Origin of the sequence: Bradyrhizobium japonicum USDA 6 (genome assembly GCF_000284375.1) — a bacterium.
Lineage (GTDB): Bacteria > Pseudomonadota > Alphaproteobacteria > Rhizobiales > Xanthobacteraceae > Bradyrhizobium > Bradyrhizobium japonicum.
Genome location: NC_017249.1, coordinates 3,292,175 through 3,308,940 on the forward strand (window position 1 = coordinate 3,292,175; position 16,766 = coordinate 3,308,940).

Genomic DNA, 16,766 nt, shown 5'->3' on the forward strand with positions numbered 1-16,766 from the left:
ACCGTCACGCGCACGCGCCAATCTGGGGCAGATGGATCAGCTGGGATCCCTTCGGGCGCAACGAACGCCACGCGGCGAATCGCCGAAGCGAGCTCGGAACAAGCGATTGAAATGCGAAACATCCGAGAAGCCGACCTCTAGGGCGATATCGGAAATTAGCCGCGCGCTGGCGCTGGACTCGGTCAGCAGTTTGAGCGCTCGTTGGAGGCGTAACTCATTCATGTGCCCGGTGAACGATGATCCTGATGATGCCATGAGGCGTTGCAGATAGCGAGGTGAGATGCCTTGGCAACGAGCTACCATCTCGACGCTGAGCCCTGGTTCTTGAAAGTGTGTCTCGATGTAATCGAGGGCGGCGCCGTGGCGCGCATTCACGACAGCGCTCGCACTGCTCTCGCCCAAGGGGGCGCACTCGCCGATTGCGAGCGCCAGAAGATCGTGGATGTGAGCCACGACCGCATCTCGCAGCTTCGGGGTGGCCAGAACACTCTCAGTAAATGCCGACTTGAGATAAGCCATGAGAAGTCGGAGCGTTTCACTTCGGTGGGAAATCGGCCGCATGGCGCGGCTTTCGACGTTCGTCACGCGCTGTGCGAGGGCGTCGCGCGGTACGGCAAGACCGAATAGCAATCCGTCGACATAGGTGACGGTGGCCGGCTCGGAATGCAGAATTGCGATGGCGTCGCTGGCGTGAAGCTCGATTTCTTGACAGCGCTGCGATAGTTGACTTTTGCCGGGAGAACAGAGGATGACTCCGATCGAGTCATCACCATCAGCGATGCTCGCCTGCAAGCGCTTGAAACGCATAGGGGAGCCTTTCAGCGCGAGCCTGCGCAAACCTCGGATCGATTGCAGCGTTGCGTAGGCCTGAAACGGTGCGTTCGATAGAGGCTCAATATCAGCGTGGACTATGCCTCGCCCAAAGTCCTCGCGCCATAGCGGGACTCGCATCCGCTCCGGAAACTCCCGCGTCGAGAAACGATGTGATACGAATTCGGCTGCGTCCATAGACATGGGGACCTCCAGCCTTGTTGGACATCGGGATCAAATGCGACAAACTCACCAGTATCTGCATTTTGCAGCTCGCGCACCGAACTTGTTTGATCTGTGCGCAAGAGTCCAAGAAGCTACGCCATTGGCCTGCTAGTCTCGCTCAGCTAAGTTCAATGCTGATGTGAACTCGTTCACTTAGCGGCCAGAAATTAGGTCTATAGTGATTGCGAAGGCCGTGGCGTCAAAAAATCTCCTTTAAGAGGAGGCGGTGGTGATGGCTCTATTTCTGATTGCCGTTATCGGATCTAGTTTGGATATCCTTGGCGGGGTGAACCCGTAAGCTCCGCTTCTATGATTCTCGCGATTGATCGAACTCAACGATCCGCGGACAGACTGTCCTTCAGCACTAGACGTTCTCTGATACCGATTTCGTGTCGCGCCTCGTCGGCCACATCGTCGTCATCCGAGTTCGTCGGACACAAACTACTCCGGCGCCGTTGATATTTACCGCCGGTTGAAATGGTCGAAATCTATCGTCAATGGTGATGATCAAGCGAGGGTTCGATCATGTCCACCCTAGTCGAGATGTTTTACCGTGAGTATTGCCGTGCCCGCCTCGCCGAAATGCGGAAGCAGCTTCTGATACCGGTTGCCAGCGACGGCATATTGCAAACGTTTTGGGAGGACGGCGAACCTTCCGGCCCAGGCAATCAAAGCGCCGGTTGGCGAACGAAAGAGCCTCCAACCATCAGGTAGCTCAGGCTCGTAACCGCATCGTTTGGTCGGATACCCCGCTCGGCCCCCCAGCCTGGAGCAGCGGAGCCTCTCATCGACCGATGTGCGAGCACGCCGGCAGGTCAGACAGATGCACGATCGAACTCACACCTCGAAGCGATTGATCGGCGAAACTCCGCCGGAGTTCTGGGGGGCTGGCCGCGACCTGCGCATCGATGTCTGTCGCGGGATCGCGCTATGGTGGATCTTTCTTGATCATGTTCCCAACAACATCGGAAGCTGGTTGACACCGCGCAACTACGGCTTCTGCGATGCCGCCGAAATATTCATGTTCATTTCGGGCGTGACCTGCGCGCTGGCCTACGGCAGGGCACGTCAGCGCGAGGGCTGGAGCGGCATGATTGGTCGTTCGCTGCGGCGGGGATGGGACATCTATGCCGCGTTTCTGCTGCTCACGCTCGCTTGCACCGTCCTCGTCTACCTCGCGGGCAGCGATCGGCTTGCCGACGAGAGCAATACGCGGATTCTGCTCGATCATCCGGGCGCGACGCTTGCGCATGTCGCAATCCTGCAATATCGCCCTGTCAACACCGACGTCTTGCCGACTTTCGTCATCTTTCACGTGTTGTTCGCGCCGCTGTTGTGGATGCTGCTGCGTGCACCAAACATTACGCTTGGTGTTTCGCTGTCGCTTTATGCACTCGTACACATCTTCGGCTGGAGCGTTCCAGCCTGGCCCAACGGCGCCTGGTTCTTCAACCCGTTGGCTTGGCAGCTTTTGATCGTGCTGGGCGCGTGGTGCGTCATCGAAGGGGAGAGGGTCTGGCCCTGGGTGACGTCGCGCACGACGCTTACTCTTGCTGTTGTCTATCTGGTTTTTGGCCTGGTCCTGACGCTGAGTTGCAGCGGCAAACCGCTGGTCCCGCAAAATTTGACGAACCTGCTCTTTCCGCTAGATAAATCGAATCTCAGTCCGTTCCGGCTGTTGCATTTCTTGGCTCTTGCAATTGTGGTGCTACGGTTCGTTCCTCACGATTGGCGCGGACTATCGACGCCAGTCATGCGCTGCGCGAGGTGCTGCGGCGAGAATTCGCTGCCAATCTATTGTCTCGGCGTCCTCCTGGCGCTGGCCTGCCACCTGACGCTGCTTGACATTTCGGACCGGCCTGCGATGCAGATCGTGCTCAGTCTTGCTGGAATCCTGGCGATGATCGTCGTCGCGATACTGCTGAACCGGATCAGCCTCAGACGCGGTCATTACCCCGGGTGGACGCAGTCGACCGAGAAGATCGCACCGGTATTCTCTAGTTGGCAGGTTGCTGATGGAGTGCGGAGGGAAGCTCTTGGCCCTTAGCTGACGTATTGGGCACGGCGTCGGCTTTTGACCCGTTTTCGGACGTGGACTAAGAGAGCCTAAGCAAAGAAGGGGTGCGGAGCGTCTCCCGTTCCTTTCGCCTTCATAAGCGCAACGCACTCATCGATCTGCTGGTCGGACACGTTTAGTCCTAATTCGCCGCGCAGCACGTCCCTGAACTCCCTTTCGGTCGCCAACCAGCGTTTCTCCGCGTGCCCGTCTGCGTCGCGCACGGTGACACGCGCGTTGTACATAGTGATCCGGCTCCTGTTCGGTCCCGGCTTTGCCACGATGATGTTGCTTTGGTATGGGTTGTAGGCCCGGCGACGTTAGCCACCCGTATATATGAGAAGCGGTTTCGAGCTGCCGCAGTTTGCGTTCCAGGAGATCACGTTGCGGTCCTGGCTGCGTATTTTCCAGTTCCGCTATGATGCGGGCTCTTTCCGCGTTCAGATTGTCGTCAATGTGGGATAGCGAGCGTCGTCCCATGGCACTCTCCTTTCCCTGCGTGAATTGGGCGGGAGCGCAACCGGCGTTCTCATCACCGATCAAAGCACGGTGCCGAGCGGTGCGGGAACCAGTATGCACCCGGAACCAGAGCGACGCCAGAACAAGAGTTATCCCAGCAAACGTCTGCCGGGGTCAGAAGCGGACTTCAGCCCATCGGCCGGGATACGGCTGACGCGGTGGCGGTGCTCGCGGTGCGACGTAGAAACGCGCTTCGCATGCAACGCAAGTCAAGTGCTCCGCGATATCAACCCGCAGCCCGGATCGCAATTTATTCGATCCGCAATCCGGACACTTTCCGACGTTTAGTGCTTCAAGAATATCCGTCTCGCTCATGAAGCCACGAACATCAGACGCCGAACGAACGCGTGATGTGCTTCGCCATGACGATAACTGCGTCGGTATACTTGCCATTTGAAACTTGCTGATCGCACAGCATCAGGAAAAGCAGGGCGAGAGCAGCAATCATGCAACCTTTGAGCATAACGGTCTCTCCATGAAGAGACTGCCAACCGAGCAGGTCCAGATGATAGTTAGCGAAACGGGTGTCGCCGCCGCGACGATTGCAATGGTCTCAACGTTGGCAATGATGCATTAACTTTCCGTAAAGCAGAACTAGAGAGGCAAGCGCCCCTGATCTTCGGACCAATCAATAATCTCGAAGAATCGGACCAATCAATAATCTCGAAGAACATGCCCCGACGAAGCATCTCGGCCTCTAGATTGGCGGCATGCTCCCGCCAGTCAGGCGTTTCACGAACTTGGAAGCGAGGTTTCTCTCCGGCAGCCTTCTGGGCCTCGTCAGACGCGAGAGCGCCGCGAACACTCTCATACATCATGGTGATGCTGTCGTTCGTGAAAGCTCGATAGTCCATCGGTCCAACAAAAATTCCGTCGCGGGGTTGAGTTCGGCGACGGCTCAGGTGTGAGTTCGTAGATATCGACTATGCGCTAGCCGGGATAATGATGGACGTTGGGGGTTAACGGGCCGTTGCTGCAAAACTAGTGGCAGGCGCAATATCGGAGAGCGGGCCCCGGCGTACGCTCGCTGCCTCGCCATGTGCTAAGCCTAAGCTCCGTGCCAGACGTTCAACGCGCCTTCGCGAAAGCCTTCAACGAACTGATCAGATACGTCTGGTGGCATAATTTGGGCTAAGATCATCGCGCTGTCGGAAAGCCTCGTCGGCAATGTTCGGCGATCTACCATCCGTCGATGCCGCCGGGCAGCCTGTCGTCGGTGATAATGCCTCTGCGCCATTCGTTGCGTGGACGACGTTGTATTCTTCCTCTCGCAAGGCCTCCACGACGAACTCGCGTATGAGGGCGTCGTCCTCGACGAGAGGTATTCGCACTAGCGGCTCCTTCAACCGAAGGTGGAGCGCTTCTGCCAGCAGGCGCGTTGACCGCCGCGGCAGGCCCGCTCTCGCGGGCTTGCCGGTAACCGTCAGAACCCGGAATAGTAGTCGTTCACGGCTCTCGCGCGTCCCGGGTCGTTCCAGTCCCAGGCATTGTCGTTGCCGTACTTCGGCGCACCCTGAAGCCTGTCCGCCGTGAGATTGGTTCGGTAGCCGCCGAGACCCGTGTCATACTTCAGCGATTGCCAGGGCAGCGGGTAGTGATCGTCCCCGATGCCGAGGAAGCCGCCGAAGCCGAGAACCGCGTACGACACTTGGCCGCTGACCTTGTCGATCATGACGCGCTCGATCGAACCGATCTTCTGGGCGTCTGACCCATAGACCGCCGTGCCTTCGACCTTGTCGCTACCGATCAGCGTACCGGTTTCACGCCTGTCCGTTTCCATTGTCGTCTCCTCCTAAAAAACATGACGCACGACAACTGTGATCGAGAGGCGATCGTTCCTACGTTTTAAAGGTTTCGGCGGGAGGCTATGGAAAGCGAGCGACGCGACAAAAACTGATCTCGTACTTCGCGCGTCGCGATGAATTCACCACCCCGACAACCGGCGCAGCGGAAGGTCACAGGATTTCCAGCCCGTGACCCTGAGCAGCAAAATGAGGTTAAGGTAGTGGCCGAGGATCCGCGACGCGGCCTTTGTGCCATCGATTGGAATGAGTCATCCATTCGGAAATCGGCTCGCCATCGCGATGCCGGCCTCCAGCTTCTGCGCCAGCCCAAGCCGCCGCGGCCCCGAACAGCAACGCTGCAGCCGCTGAGAAAGCGATGATGATGCTCGCCGCGCGAGCCCTCGAGATCGCGCTCTTTGCATTTGCCAACGTCGTGTCCACCCGCCTTTCAGCGTCCGATGCCGCAAGACCGGTCAGTGCCGTGACCTGCTGAACTAGATAAGTGCGATCTTCGGGAAGGACGCCGCCGTGGCTCGAAGCAGTTGCCAGAATGCGGGCGGCTTCAGCACGCTCACCTGTCAGGTCAACGTTCGGCGGCCTCCGGGGCGCACGGAAGAGATGATCAAGCTCGTAACTTAGGACCGACGGTTCGGTAGCGGACGGCGGCTGCGTCGTCGCGGACGGACGGTTTGCGGCGCCTGCTATCAACGCAGTTAGAACCGCTCCCATCAAGACCGCGAGCGCCCAGGCAGCAACGCCATGCAGTCCGTCGCGCGTCTCGATGTCATCGGTCGCGGAAGCGTAAGGCGGCCGCACGCGCCCGGCAAAATAGCCGCCGCAGCCAAAACTGATAAGGGACTGAAAGATCAGGTAGACGCCCGACAACAGCCATAGCGCAACGGAAGCATCTCTCCAGGTCGGCGCAGCGGAGGCCATGCCCAGTCCAAGCGCTGTTCCAAAGGAGATCAGTATCAGGGACAAACTCGTAGCGACGAAGGCTCCAACAACGATGGGTGTCCACTGCAAACCCCAGGGCCTGGTTAAGTTGGACGCGGTGGCTGTTTCGGATGCGATCCCGGAGATTGGTTCAATGGCCATGGCGTCTACCGGAGACCGAGTAGAGACAAAATGAACATGACGATTACGATCAGGCCAACGAGATAGATGATTCCATTCATGCGAAGTCCTCCTCTTCGCCATTTCAATGCCAGGCGTGCGTAAGGGTTCCTCGATCCAGACCCGCCAGGTGGCGCATCCGCGCGACTCCGGTCATAAAAAACAGCCGCGTTGCCGGGGCAAGACAACGCGGCTGGGAAGCAAATCCCCGGAGGAGCCAGGCTTACTTCCTGTTGCTTTTGGGGCCGGCCTGATCGCTGTCGGGAACCAGAGCCACCCTGGCCGGACGCGTCAGGCTTCATCATTCCGCCCTTGGTCATGCCGTAATTGTAAAATCCTCACATGCCGTTTCTCAAGGTCGGGGAGACGGCCCGGTTGGGGGCTTGGGGGCAAGTAGACCGGGGCCGCTCCGCCAGCATCGGCGGCGATGCTTGGCAGGTTCTCAATTGGCCTTCGGCGCTAGTTGTTCCGCGCCGCCCGATGCAGACGCAGATTCGGCGTCGGTCGCCGGTAGGAATGCGAAGCTGGCAGTATATTTTCGCGTCTGGGATGCGCCGCGCATTGTCGTATCTCGGAATTGGTCTATGCGCGTCGCTGACTGCTTGGATGTCGATGATGCTGTTCTATAGAAGTGGTTCTGCCGCAAATTTATCGATGCAGGCAACCCTTACTAGCCAGGAGGGTCGTTTCCTTTCGGCTCTTGTAAGAGTTTCAGCATGTGTCCCCGCGGTTCGCGATCACGTGGGGCAGGGCGCTCGGATGGGACGCGGCCAAGCTTCGGCTGCAGCTCGACGAGATCGGTAAAGACGTCGGCCTGGCGGCGCAGCTCGTCGGCGATCATCGGCGGCTGGGTGGCGATAGTGGAAATCACCGTGACTCGCACGCCGCGGCGCTGCACGGCTTCGACCAGTAAGCGGAAGTCGCCATCGCCCGAGAACAGCACCATCTGGTCGATGTGTTCGGCGAGCTCCATGGCGTCCACCGCGAGCTCGATATCCATGTTGCCCTTGATCTTGCGGCGGCCGGATGCATCGACAAACTCTTTAGTCGCCTTGGTGACGACCGTGAACCCGTTGTAGTCCAACCAATCAAGCAGGGGACGAATCGAGGAAAACTCCTGATCCTCGATGACTGCGGTGTAGTAGAAAGCCCGAAACAGTTCCCCGCGGCTCTGAAATTCCTCCAGCAGGCGTTTGTAATCAATGTCGAAGCCCAGTGCTTTCGCCGTCGCGTAAAGATTGGCGCCATCGATGAAAAGCGCAATCTTGTTAATCGAAGCGGATGACATGACTTGCGGGCTTTCCAGAGCGCCGATTTAGGTCTTGGTCGAAGACCAGCAATTGAATCCTTGGCTCAATCTCGAAGGACTACGAAACGCGCGAAAAATACTTTAAGCTTCAAGCAATCGCATGGTGAGGAGGAACTCCGCCGCCACCAAAGAAGTTAGCCGATTTAAAATCGTTGAGTAATGTGGCTATTTTAGGTGGTCGTTTTGGAGTATGCGTCCCATGAGCGAGATGGATTTTCCTGTCTTTGATAGTTCGATCACACGGCGCGGTCGCGGCTGGCGTTGGTGTGTTTCTGGCGAAGCCGGTAAAATCTTCCTGCAGGGTACTGAGCGCAGCCGACCAGCGGCACAGTATATGGCTGCGCGAGCGACTTTTTTGCTGCTCCTCACCGCGCCCTACTGGAGCCCCAGCAATGAGCTGCTTCCGGTTAACGGATATCCGGTTAAGCCAATTCCCACCGTGCGCCCGAACTCAACTGGCCTGAGATAGTGGACTGCACCCCTGAAGTGAGACACGATAATTTCAGTGACAGGCATTTCAAGGATGACCTGTGGCAGGACAAGGAAAGAACCGTCAGTTTCCGACGGCCTACAAGATAAAGGCGATCAAGCGGGTTGAGAGAGGCGACGGCGTTCTGCCCGTAGCCCGTGAACTCGGAATTTCTCGCAAGATTCTCCACGACTGGATCAAGGCGTGGAAGGCCGATGGGCCAGACGGGTTGAACCGCAAGCGCGGACCCAAGCCTGGCCCCCGCAAGCTGAAGCCGCCAGCGACGTACAACGACAAGCGCTCGGCCCTCGTGCTCGCCAAAGCGCGTATCGCCGAGCTCGAAGGGCTGGTGGGTCGCCAGCAGATGGACCTCGATTTTTTTCGGCAAGCCTTGCGCGCCTTGGAGCGGCCGGCAGCGCAAGGCAAACCCGCATCCGCATCATCGAAGTCATCCAAGCGATGACTTCGCAAGCAACAGACTCAAACGTCGACGTGCAGCGACTATGCCGCCTCGCGGGCCTGCCGCGCGCTACGTATTACCGTCATCTCGCCAAACGCAGCAGCGAGACAGCCGAGTGCGAGCTGCGCGACGTGATCCAGCGCATCTGCCTCAAGCACGTCTTCTACGGCTATCGGCGGGTGACCGCGGCTCTCCGGCGCCAAGGTATGGTGGTGAATGCCAAGAAAGTTCAGCGGCTTATGCGCCAGGATAATCTGCTCGCACAGCGCAGGACGCCGTTCCTGAAGCCGCCTGCAGAACGACCATCAAGCGTTCTCGTCATCCCCAATCTGGTCCGCGGCCTAGTGCCATCCGCACCCGATCAGATCTGGGTCGCCGACATCACCTATGTCCATCTCGCCAAGACCTTTGCCTATCTCGCCGTCATTCTGGATGCCTTCTCGCGCAAGGCTGTCGGCTGGGCTTTTGAAGATACGCTCGATGCCTCACTCGCCATCGCTGCACTGGAGAAAGCCATCGACGCCCGGAAGCCGGCACCCGGCAGCCTGATCCATCACTCCGATCGCGGTGTGCAATACGCGTCCATCGCCTATCGCCAGCGACTGGCCGATCGCGACATTACCATCAGCATGAGCAGGCCGGGCAATCCCTTCGACAACGCCAAGGCCGAAAGCTTCATGAAAACGCTCAAGGTCGAGCAGGTCAACGGCAGGACCTTTACCGATCTGGGCGACGCCCGCCGCCACATCAACAGCTTTATCGCGGAGGTCTACAACAAAGAGCGCCTGCACTCGGCGCTCGGATATCAGTCGCCCCTTGAGTTCGAAGCCGCGTTCGCGCAAAACAAAGCGCGATAACGCATCGTGACAACCCCGCTGTCACTGAAATTATCGTGTCTCACTTCAGGGGTGCAGTCCAATAGCCAAAGGCCGTGTGCGCTTGGATGCTCTCGGACTCTCGGAAAAGGCTCTCCATCGCGGCGTTCATGAGAGGGCTCGCAGTGTGGCGTGGCGCGTACGGATCTTCAAGAACCAATTCGTTGATTGGAAAAACGCTTCCTGTGAGTAAGCGCTGGGAGTTCTTGCGTCTGCGAGAACGAACTACGCCGGCAACCCTATCACGTCGTACTCAAATGCCACCCCCTTGGGGGCATTCTCCTCGAACCGTTTCTGCGGCATCGACACTCGCGAATACCTTGATTTGGTCGACGTCGCCGACATGTTTGGCGGTGTTCACGTAGACGAAGACGGTCATTGATCCCTCTTCAGCTTGCGCCGGCTTGGGTCTTTGGAACGGATCGGACTTCCTGCGGGTTAAGCGCGACGACTCTGGGAGTTTGCCGTGAAACTAATCCTACTATTAGCAACCGGTTTGGTTGTCTCTATTGCTGCCGTGTCGGCGCAGCCTTCCGGCTCACCAAGCGGACGTGGGGCGGTCAATGGTGATCCCGCAGCCAGCTCGACGGCGCCGAGCAGAGACCCGCGTGGCACCACTGGCATGTCGCCTGGTTCGAGTAGCGGAAGTGGTACGTCCACTTCTGGTGGCAAAGACGACAATGGTGATCAGGGTCGAGACAAAATGCCGGACAGCAACAGGACTGTCCGGCCCGAGAACCAGCAGCCGGAAAAGCCGCACTAGCGCTTAAAATCCCGTGTGGATCGACTCTCGTCGAAGTTCTGGCGTCGCAATTCGGACGGAGCAAGATGAGCTGAGGCCGCTTGAGCTTCGGAACGGAGGCGAATCCAACCGACGCTCAGCGAGGGTAGGCGGCATCCACTCCCACGCATGGTCCACTTGTGAACAACGCCGCCGCGATGTTAGCGCGCGTGCTTTACGTCTCGTGAATGTCCTCCGTCTTGCGCGAAGCGCCTCGCGTTGAAGCTGGCGAATTTCGATAGGCTTCGGTATTTCACGGGGGTGTGCTTGGCGTCACCCAAAACTATGTTGCCGCGCTCTGAGCGAGTCTGGAAATGACTGGCCGCCGCAACAAGGACAATCCGCCTATCCTCATGTGCCAAGAATGTAGGCGACGGATGGTGTATCTCGCTCCACTTCCAAAGATTGCTAGCCTGCCCGCAGCACACGCTTACTTGTGTCGACCATGTCAGCGGGTCGATAGCATTACGTTGAAGTAGGGCCGACGCAGGCATCTTTTAAGCTAGCCGTCCTGGCACCGAATGCCGAAATTGTCGCAGGTCAGCGCAAAGGCTTCCTTCGCCTTTGCATCCTCAAAGCAGAAGCGAGTGCCGATGTCTGCGCGATCGGCCCACCACCCCAATTTGCTGCCCTTCGCAATGCGAGCAGCCTCTCCGCGCAGCAAATCCAACTGTTTTCCAGCCGCGTGAACGACTAAGCAATTTTCCTTTGTCATGAATGCGGTCCTCAAAAATGAAGCAACGACACCATTTTGATTCCGACAAAAAATGAAAATAGTGTGGCGGCTCGGGTGCTAGAACGAAGGCCGCACCAGGGGGACTGCTGCGACCTCATTCTCGAAAAAATCGGGTGGAATGATCTAAGTGAAATATGCAGCCATCCCCGGTGATCAACAACCTACCGCAGCTCGGTCGCAGCGCAATGTCAGCTAGGTCACACCTGGAAACCTATTTAATGCGCAGGCACGACTTACTCAGAAGCCCTTCGCTTAGGCAGTCTGGACTGCTTCGTCGCGCGCTCCTCGTCATGACAATCCCTAATAATTCTTGACGGTCGGGCTAAACACCAGCCACAGTGCGATTGACACCAGCCCAAAGCAGCCGAGCAGCAGGAAGGTCGGGCCGTAGCCGATCCATTGCGCGATCCAGCCGCCGAGTGCGGGACTGAGGCTTGCGCCGATCCCCTGCACGGTGATCACGGCTCCCTGGCCGAGATTAATGCGCCCGCTGCCGTTGAGCGAGCGCGCGACCATGCCCGGGACAGCGACAGTCTGCAGTCCGGTCCCGATGCCGTCGAGCACCTGCATTGGTACAACACCCCACCATCCCATGACGAAGAAAGCGAGCACGCCGCGAACAGGCAGCATCGTGAAAGAGACCAGCAGCACTGGCCAGTAGTTGCGCTTGCCCGCGACTTGCATGCCGACTAGCGATGTCGCGATCATCACGCCCTGCGCGATCACCACCGTGATTGCTACGAAGCTCGGACCGTCGGCCTGTGCTTCTGCGACGGCCGCAAGGCCATAGAGCGGAACGATCGCGGCGTTGCCGAGATGGAAGATCGCCAGCGCCAGCGCCAGCACGAGCAGCGCCTTGTGCTTGAACAGGATGGACAGACCACTCGGCGGGCTATCCGGATCGTCCTCCTTGCCGCCGCGCGCGGCGCGATCGTCGATCGCCTTGGCCGGGATCATCAATACGCAAGCCACCGCGATGGCGCCAAAAATCGCGGCGAGTACGAACACGGTCACGTAGCCGAATTTGTAACCGAGATAGCCCGACAGTGCCGCGCCGACCATGTTGCCGGCATGGTTGAATGCCTGGTTGCGTCCGTTCAGCGCATTAAAACCTTTTTGATTAGCGATGCCGAGCGTGATGCCGGTTACTGCCGGCACAATCGCGGCACTCGCCAGCGATTGCGCAACCTGCGAGAACGTCACCGCCCAGAAATTCTGTGAGATCAGGATGATTGCGGATGCCAGAACGACGCAGATGCCAGGGATGACGACCCACAGCCGCTTGTTGCGGCTAGAATCGATGAAGCCGCCGATCGGTGTCGTTACCAGCATGCCCGCGACATTGCCGAACGTCATCGCCGTGCCGATCAATCCGGTGGCCCAACCACGCTCCTGCAGGAATACGCCCACGAACGGCCCGATGCCGGACTGCATGTCGGCCATGAAAAAGTTGACGGCGTAGAGGGGCCAGATGCGGGAAGGCGAGCGCGATATCATTTGAGAGGCCGAGCGTGAAGCTGCCGATCGAATAGAGTCTCGCGCAAGCGGACATGGCCCGCCGATTGGCCGGACTGGAAAATAACCTGTGCCCATCATGTTAGTTCCGCCGACCTTGGCGATTAGAGCGCAACGACGTCACCTCGCTAATGCCTCGCGCTCATTTCTGGATCTCTGCCATGCCTCTCTGGACCTGCGCGGCCCCTCCCATGCGCGGTCCGTTTCCCGGCGAGAGTTAGCTTATGGCGGCGAGCTCGAGGAGCTTCCGCGCGGTGGCCTTGGGTTCGGCGTTGGGATGTTCCCCGACGAGTTTTATATTGCGGCCAAATCTTCTTTCACGCCACGTGCCACGATTCGCAACGCGCCGTCTGCAAGCGGACGCTGAAGTTCTTTGGCTTCATCCCAAGGCCCCTTCATCCAGGTCTCAACTGCACCCGGCGTCGTCAAAACAACGGCATCGCTTTCGGGTGGATGGCGTTTACCTCAAAGCTTGGTTTGGTAGTTAGAAATCCATAGAGGTCGTTGGTCGTCTCGCCTTCCCTGACTTTTCGCACCGAGGTCCAGTTTGCCCAGATGCCAGCGAAAGCAGGCGAGGGGACGGGTTTCGTCGAGCGCAAACCAGATGTCGCCGCCTTCGGCTTTGTTGAACTCGCTGAAGCTGGTGAACGGCACCAGACAGCGATTGTTCGGCCCGAGCCAGCGCTTCCAGTGGTCGCTATTTGTGTTGCGAATGTTGGTCGTGCCGCTGTCCGGCTCCATCCGGAGCAACTCCTTGAAGTGCACCGTTTTACCTTTGGCCTCGAGTTTCTGGGCACGTTTCTTTGTCGCGTCCATAAGAGCCTCCGAGGAAGAAGGCATTCTCCATCGCGCCATGACAATCTCGCGTCCGTCTAGGGCATTGCGGACGATGGGGGCAGGGTAGTCGGGAAATATGCCGGGCATGCTGGGCAGATTGCCGACGCGACTGTTCAACGCTCCGAACAATTGACGGAGTAGAGATTGCACATCGTCACATCTCGGAAGGAGCAGGCCGGGCGGTGCGCGAGCTGCAGCAGCGCCGCGGACGGCCAACGACCCGTCTTAGCACATCGTAGCACCGGAGCCTGCCAGCTAGGTCATGGACAAAGGTCGTGGGAGGGTGCCGCAATGCAGCGAAATCAACATCACGCCGGTCTTGCAGCGGGAGCATTCGATCTCCAGCCACGGATATACACGATGGCTTTCTCGGTCGATCACGCGGGCGATCAGGTAGTGATCGCCGGACGTCTTAAACGACCCTAAACGTGTGGCGTCGATCGCGAGCTCTGACCTCCCGAGCGGATAATATCTCCGCAACTACGGCGTAGGCGCGCTCTTTGGGCACGCCTAGCGCGACCTTGCCCTTGATGAACTCTTCGAGGCCGACCAAAAGTTTACGTTCAGCCTCTGTCATCTGTTGAATAGCGTCCGTTTCCTGCTTGAGTGCGTCGTCGTCAGACATCAGTGCCTCATCCTAGTGGTGGCTGCGGCGAGCCGGGACAAGTACGGCGCCGGGCTTAAATTGGCCCGGCGGCGGTAAGGTTCAATCTGTTGGGATGCCAACTCAAAGGCCCGCTGGTTCACTGGGGGCCTACCACCAATAAGCAACCCCTGCCGGTTTACGACAGGGGCTGCCGCGGATGGATGGCCTGAGGCTAGCGTCGGGGCGTCTAGGTGTCACGCCAAGGACCCGCTGAAAGTCAACGCCGCTCGGCGCCTCGCAGCTAGCAGATTTGTTAAGCAGCGCGCACAAATAAGCGGCTTGTTAGACCGTGCGGGGTTTGATCACGTGCATCAAGATTGAAAACACGCTTTAGTTGCATCGATTGTTCTGCAGTACGCATTGCGATCACCATTCACGCTTAGCGGTTCGCCAGCTTGACCGATCGAAAAGCGGTCGCGCAAGCCGTGGTCCACCGACACACGGGCTTTTTAACTCAATGGTGCCGCGCTATTTTAAAGCCATGCCGCGTAGCACAAACCGTAACCTGCCGAGATCTGCGGACCTATTGGCCGCCAAGGACGAGCTTCTTGCTGGTCGACGGATCGTCATTGCTGCTTTGGCTGGACCGCGTCTTAGCGGTAAGAAAGGCATCGTTCTTGGTCAGGGAGCGACGGCCACTCAGGTCAAGGTGCTCTTAGACGGTGCCAAGGGCTACGTGATTCTCCATGCGCGATACGTTGATCTATTCGAGGATCGATCCGCTACCGAGGGGGTCTAGAATGACCGAAGCGAAGGCGCGGTACGTTGTTTGGTATGAGCGACCGGTAACCGGCCGGTTCACCGTACTGGATCTTTCACTAGATGTGCCTGCGATCGGAAAAGGCGGGAAGCCTCTGTCTGGCTTGTCGCACTCCACTGCTGAAGCAGAGTCCGATAGACTGAACGCTGCCCGCAGCCGACCGAGGGGCCCAGAAAAGGGGATGGACGGAAAGGGGCAATTGAACCGCGGGCCCCGATTGCGCAGGAGGCGCGCGACCGAACGCTCAGCATTCTCGCGTCATTGCCGGATTGGTCCGGTTCTTCAACTTGATCCAGTCTTTCGAGCGGCCGGCGCCACAACGCCGGTCGCGGCGTTTCGAGACCAGGCCTCGAGGCCCATGCCACAGGCTGCCTTGAAAAGGTCCGGCCCAATCTCTCCCCCTCAAATGGTGCAATGAAGATGCCATCCGGTCGGCCGCGTAGCAGGCGCGACAGGTTGGTCTTGCGCATTGTCAGCGGCAGCTGGCGCAGATCTTCACCGCCGAGCGCCAGAATGTCGAACGCATAGAGCTGCACCTCTCCATCGTGCCGGCGCGAGTGTAGGGCGTTGAAGTCTGAGACGCCGTCCACGCCGAACACTACAGCCTCTCCGTCGATGACGAACTGCTGCTCACGGTTCTTCAGCGCCGCCTCGACGATCCAGGGGAAGCGGTCCGTCCGGTTGTGGCCGTTCTTGGTGAGCAGCCGAACGTCGCGCCCTTTGCGCTCGACGCGCAGGCGGTAGCCGTCATACTTGATTACGTGGATCCAGTCGGGGCTGGCCGGCATCACCTTGGCGGCCGTGGGCAGGCAGGACTCAAACGCTTTCGACATAGTCGACAGATAGGCGCGGTTTCGTAGATTGCGAATCCGGAACCGTCATGAATCAATATCGGCTTGACACTGTTAGTGGCGGCGGGTGTAAAAAAACACGCGCAGCGTGCTGTTCGCCGGAGGCTACGAAACCGGATGGACTGGATCGCTTATACGGTTATCGGGCTGTTGCTGCTCTTTGTGGCAGGTAAGTTGTTTTGGAAATGGCTCAACCGAGGGATCTGGCGGAGCTAAATTCCGAAACGACATCAGTGCCGCCAGCCGTCCTTGTCGACCTCCACCTGAAATCTTTTCGGCATCCGCGGCACTTCACCTTCGCCAGTCACGTTGCAGGCCGGGCAGGGCGCGCCAGCGCCGCCACAGCTGCAAGCGCGCCGGCCATCCCAGGGGCGATCCGGGTGGTTCTCGCAAACCCAGCCAAGATCGTCGTAGTTGGTGCACGTTGTGGCGCATCCGCCGGCCAGCGGCTTTTCATCGCTGGACATCAAGCAACCCCGCGCAAGGGAAACGCTAGCTGCATGTCGACGCGCCTTGTGGCGTTAGCGGCGATGAAGGCTTGTAGTGCAGAGGAGACCTCAGCGTCGGTGTCGGCTGCGCGCTGGGCCAGTGCGTCGGCGACCTCGGAAGTCGCATCCCGCGACCATCCCTCGACGGGATTGAAGGATACAATTCGGACCGGATAGGCGTACTGGCCGGACACGAGATTTTGCAGGATCGTCTCGAGGTCGGTGTCAGCCTCGTCCGTCTCGCGCCAAGCGCAACCAGCGCGCGCGCCGAAGTCTTCAAGCACCAGATAGATGTCGCGGTCGAGGCGGTCGGCGGGCACGATCGAGGGCGAGGAACGCATACGATACTCCGATACTACAAAAGCGAAGAGAACGGCCCCAGCTCCGGAGGGATCAGAGGGTAGGCCGAGGCCGTTCCGCCGGCCCGGCTAGGCAAGCGAGCCGCGACGATTCATATTTTCGGCTGCTCTTGTCGTTCCCCTTGAGTCCGCTGTCCCCGAAGAAAAGGGCCCCAGCTCAAATGAGGGAT

16 protein-coding genes and 2 pseudogenes are annotated in these 16,766 nt (G+C 58.8%); 4 read left to right on the forward strand and 14 right to left on the reverse strand.

Annotated features, from left to right (window positions below; all coding sequences use genetic code 11):
- Positions 1-36: 36 nt before the first annotated feature.
- A complete protein-coding gene (locus tag BJ6T_RS15460; protein ID WP_014493353.1) occupies positions 37-1,014 on the reverse strand; it encodes an AraC family transcriptional regulator in 978 nt (325 codons plus the stop codon).
- Between the two features lie 844 nt (positions 1,015-1,858).
- Here BJ6T_RS15460 and BJ6T_RS15465 point away from each other — a divergent pair.
- Positions 1,859-3,082 carry an OpgC family protein gene (locus BJ6T_RS15465; protein WP_014493354.1) on the forward strand — a complete coding sequence of 408 codons (1,224 nt, stop codon included), beginning with the start codon at positions 1,859-1,861 and terminating at the stop codon, positions 3,080-3,082.
- 856 nt (positions 3,083-3,938) lie between these two features.
- On the opposite strand, the gene BJ6T_RS49135 is transcribed toward BJ6T_RS15465, so the two are convergent.
- From BJ6T_RS49135 to BJ6T_RS15485, 4 genes are all read right to left on the reverse strand, one after another.
- Positions 3,939-4,073 carry a hypothetical protein gene (locus tag BJ6T_RS49135; protein WP_259221601.1) on the reverse strand — a complete coding sequence of 45 codons (135 nt, stop codon included), beginning with the start codon at positions 4,071-4,073 and terminating at the stop codon, positions 3,939-3,941.
- 960 nt (positions 4,074-5,033) lie between these two features.
- A complete protein-coding gene (locus BJ6T_RS15475) occupies positions 5,034-5,390 on the reverse strand; it encodes a PRC-barrel domain-containing protein (RefSeq protein ID WP_014493356.1) in 357 nt (118 codons plus the stop codon).
- Positions 5,391-5,607: 217 nt separating this feature from the next.
- On the reverse strand, positions 5,608-6,492 hold the full coding sequence (locus BJ6T_RS15480; protein WP_048228166.1) for a hypothetical protein: 885 nt from the start codon (positions 6,490-6,492) through the stop codon (positions 5,608-5,610).
- Between the two features lie 688 nt (positions 6,493-7,180).
- A complete protein-coding gene (locus BJ6T_RS15485) occupies positions 7,181-7,798 on the reverse strand; it encodes a LabA-like NYN domain-containing protein (RefSeq protein WP_014493359.1) in 618 nt (205 codons plus the stop codon).
- Positions 7,799-8,018: 220 nt separating this feature from the next.
- On the opposite strand from BJ6T_RS15485, the gene BJ6T_RS43545 reads away from it, so the two are divergent.
- From BJ6T_RS43545 to BJ6T_RS15495, 3 genes are all read left to right on the forward strand, one after another.
- Positions 8,019-8,288, forward strand: a complete 270-nt coding sequence (locus BJ6T_RS43545; protein ID WP_080593869.1) for a hypothetical protein — start codon at positions 8,019-8,021, stop codon at positions 8,286-8,288.
- 61 nt (positions 8,289-8,349) lie between these two features.
- The gene (locus BJ6T_RS15490) at positions 8,350-8,751 is read left to right on the forward strand and encodes a helix-turn-helix domain-containing protein (RefSeq protein ID WP_014493360.1); all 402 of its coding nucleotides are present in this window, start codon (positions 8,350-8,352) and stop codon (positions 8,749-8,751) included.
- Positions 8,748-9,605 carry an IS3 family transposase gene (locus BJ6T_RS15495; RefSeq protein WP_014493361.1) on the forward strand — a complete coding sequence of 286 codons (858 nt, stop codon included), beginning with the start codon at positions 8,748-8,750 and terminating at the stop codon, positions 9,603-9,605. Before BJ6T_RS15490 ends, BJ6T_RS15495 begins: the two co-directional genes overlap by 4 nt.
- A 271-nt stretch (positions 9,606-9,876) precedes the next feature.
- Here BJ6T_RS15495 and BJ6T_RS49140 read toward each other — a convergent pair whose 3' ends face one another.
- The 9 genes and pseudogenes from BJ6T_RS49140 to BJ6T_RS15535 all read right to left on the reverse strand — a co-directional run bounded on the left by BJ6T_RS49140 (position 9,877) and on the right by BJ6T_RS15535 (position 16,578).
- Complete coding sequence (locus tag BJ6T_RS49140; RefSeq protein ID WP_259226254.1) at positions 9,877-10,002, reverse strand: hypothetical protein; 126 nt, start codon at positions 10,000-10,002, stop codon at positions 9,877-9,879.
- A gap of 904 nt (positions 10,003-10,906) precedes the next feature.
- The gene (locus BJ6T_RS15500) at positions 10,907-11,119 is read right to left on the reverse strand and encodes a hypothetical protein (protein ID WP_014493363.1); all 213 of its coding nucleotides are present in this window, start codon (positions 11,117-11,119) and stop codon (positions 10,907-10,909) included.
- Positions 11,120-11,440: 321 nt separating this feature from the next.
- On the reverse strand, positions 11,441-12,637 hold the full coding sequence (locus BJ6T_RS15505) for an MFS transporter (RefSeq protein ID WP_014493364.1): 1,197 nt from the start codon (positions 12,635-12,637) through the stop codon (positions 11,441-11,443).
- Positions 12,638-12,949: 312 nt separating this feature from the next.
- A pseudogene (locus BJ6T_RS15510) lies at positions 12,950-13,642 on the reverse strand (SOS response-associated peptidase family protein).
- A pseudogene (locus BJ6T_RS48355) lies at positions 13,606-13,849 on the reverse strand (hypothetical protein); the annotation flags it as partial. The pseudogenes BJ6T_RS48355 and BJ6T_RS15510, both read right to left, overlap by 37 nt.
- Positions 13,850-13,904: 55 nt before the next feature.
- The gene (locus tag BJ6T_RS15515) at positions 13,905-14,117 is read right to left on the reverse strand and encodes a hypothetical protein (protein WP_014493366.1); all 213 of its coding nucleotides are present in this window, start codon (positions 14,115-14,117) and stop codon (positions 13,905-13,907) included.
- An 819-nt stretch (positions 14,118-14,936) separates the two neighbouring features.
- Complete coding sequence (locus tag BJ6T_RS42580) at positions 14,937-15,731, reverse strand: ATP-dependent DNA ligase (protein ID WP_014493368.1); 795 nt, start codon at positions 15,729-15,731, stop codon at positions 14,937-14,939.
- Between the two features lie 248 nt (positions 15,732-15,979).
- A complete protein-coding gene (locus tag BJ6T_RS15530) occupies positions 15,980-16,216 on the reverse strand; it encodes a hypothetical protein (protein ID WP_039227707.1) in 237 nt (78 codons plus the stop codon).
- The gene (locus BJ6T_RS15535) at positions 16,216-16,578 is read right to left on the reverse strand and encodes a hypothetical protein (protein WP_014493369.1); all 363 of its coding nucleotides are present in this window, start codon (positions 16,576-16,578) and stop codon (positions 16,216-16,218) included. The genes BJ6T_RS15530 and BJ6T_RS15535 overlap by 1 nt, the downstream gene beginning before the upstream one ends.
- Positions 16,579-16,766: the final 188 nt, after the last annotated feature.

Excerpts from the sequence above, each read along its gene's own strand:
- BJ6T_RS15460 (WP_014493353.1), bottom strand. The coding sequence starts at position 1,014 with ATGTCTATGGACGCAGCCGAATTCGTATCACATCGTTTCTCGACGCGG.
- BJ6T_RS15465 (WP_014493354.1), top strand. The coding sequence starts at position 1,859 with ATGCACGATCGAACTCACACCTCGAAGCGATTGATCGGCGAAACTCCG.
- BJ6T_RS49135 (WP_259221601.1), bottom strand. The coding sequence starts at position 4,073 with ATGCTCAAAGGTTGCATGATTGCTGCTCTCGCCCTGCTTTTCCTGATG.
- BJ6T_RS15475 (WP_014493356.1), bottom strand. The coding sequence starts at position 5,390 with ATGGAAACGGACAGGCGTGAAACCGGTACGCTGATCGGTAGCGACAAG.
- BJ6T_RS15480 (WP_048228166.1), bottom strand. The coding sequence starts at position 6,492 with ATGGCCATTGAACCAATCTCCGGGATCGCATCCGAAACAGCCACCGCG.
- BJ6T_RS15485 (WP_014493359.1), bottom strand. The coding sequence starts at position 7,798 with ATGTCATCCGCTTCGATTAACAAGATTGCGCTTTTCATCGATGGCGCC.
- BJ6T_RS43545 (WP_080593869.1), top strand. The coding sequence starts at position 8,019 with ATGAGCGAGATGGATTTTCCTGTCTTTGATAGTTCGATCACACGGCGC.
- BJ6T_RS15495 (WP_014493361.1), top strand. The coding sequence starts at position 8,748 with ATGACTTCGCAAGCAACAGACTCAAACGTCGACGTGCAGCGACTATGC.
- BJ6T_RS49140 (WP_259226254.1), bottom strand. The coding sequence starts at position 10,002 with ATGACCGTCTTCGTCTACGTGAACACCGCCAAACATGTCGGCGACGTC.
- BJ6T_RS15500 (WP_014493363.1), bottom strand. The coding sequence starts at position 11,119 with ATGACAAAGGAAAATTGCTTAGTCGTTCACGCGGCTGGAAAACAGTTG.
- BJ6T_RS15505 (WP_014493364.1), bottom strand. The coding sequence starts at position 12,637 with ATGATATCGCGCTCGCCTTCCCGCATCTGGCCCCTCTACGCCGTCAAC.
- BJ6T_RS15515 (WP_014493366.1), bottom strand. The coding sequence starts at position 14,117 with ATGTCTGACGACGACGCACTCAAGCAGGAAACGGACGCTATTCAACAG.
- BJ6T_RS42580 (WP_014493368.1), bottom strand. The coding sequence starts at position 15,731 with ATGTCGAAAGCGTTTGAGTCCTGCCTGCCCACGGCCGCCAAGGTGATG.
- BJ6T_RS15530 (WP_039227707.1), bottom strand. The coding sequence starts at position 16,216 with ATGTCCAGCGATGAAAAGCCGCTGGCCGGCGGATGCGCCACAACGTGC.
- BJ6T_RS15535 (WP_014493369.1), bottom strand. The coding sequence starts at position 16,578 with ATGCGTTCCTCGCCCTCGATCGTGCCCGCCGACCGCCTCGACCGCGAC.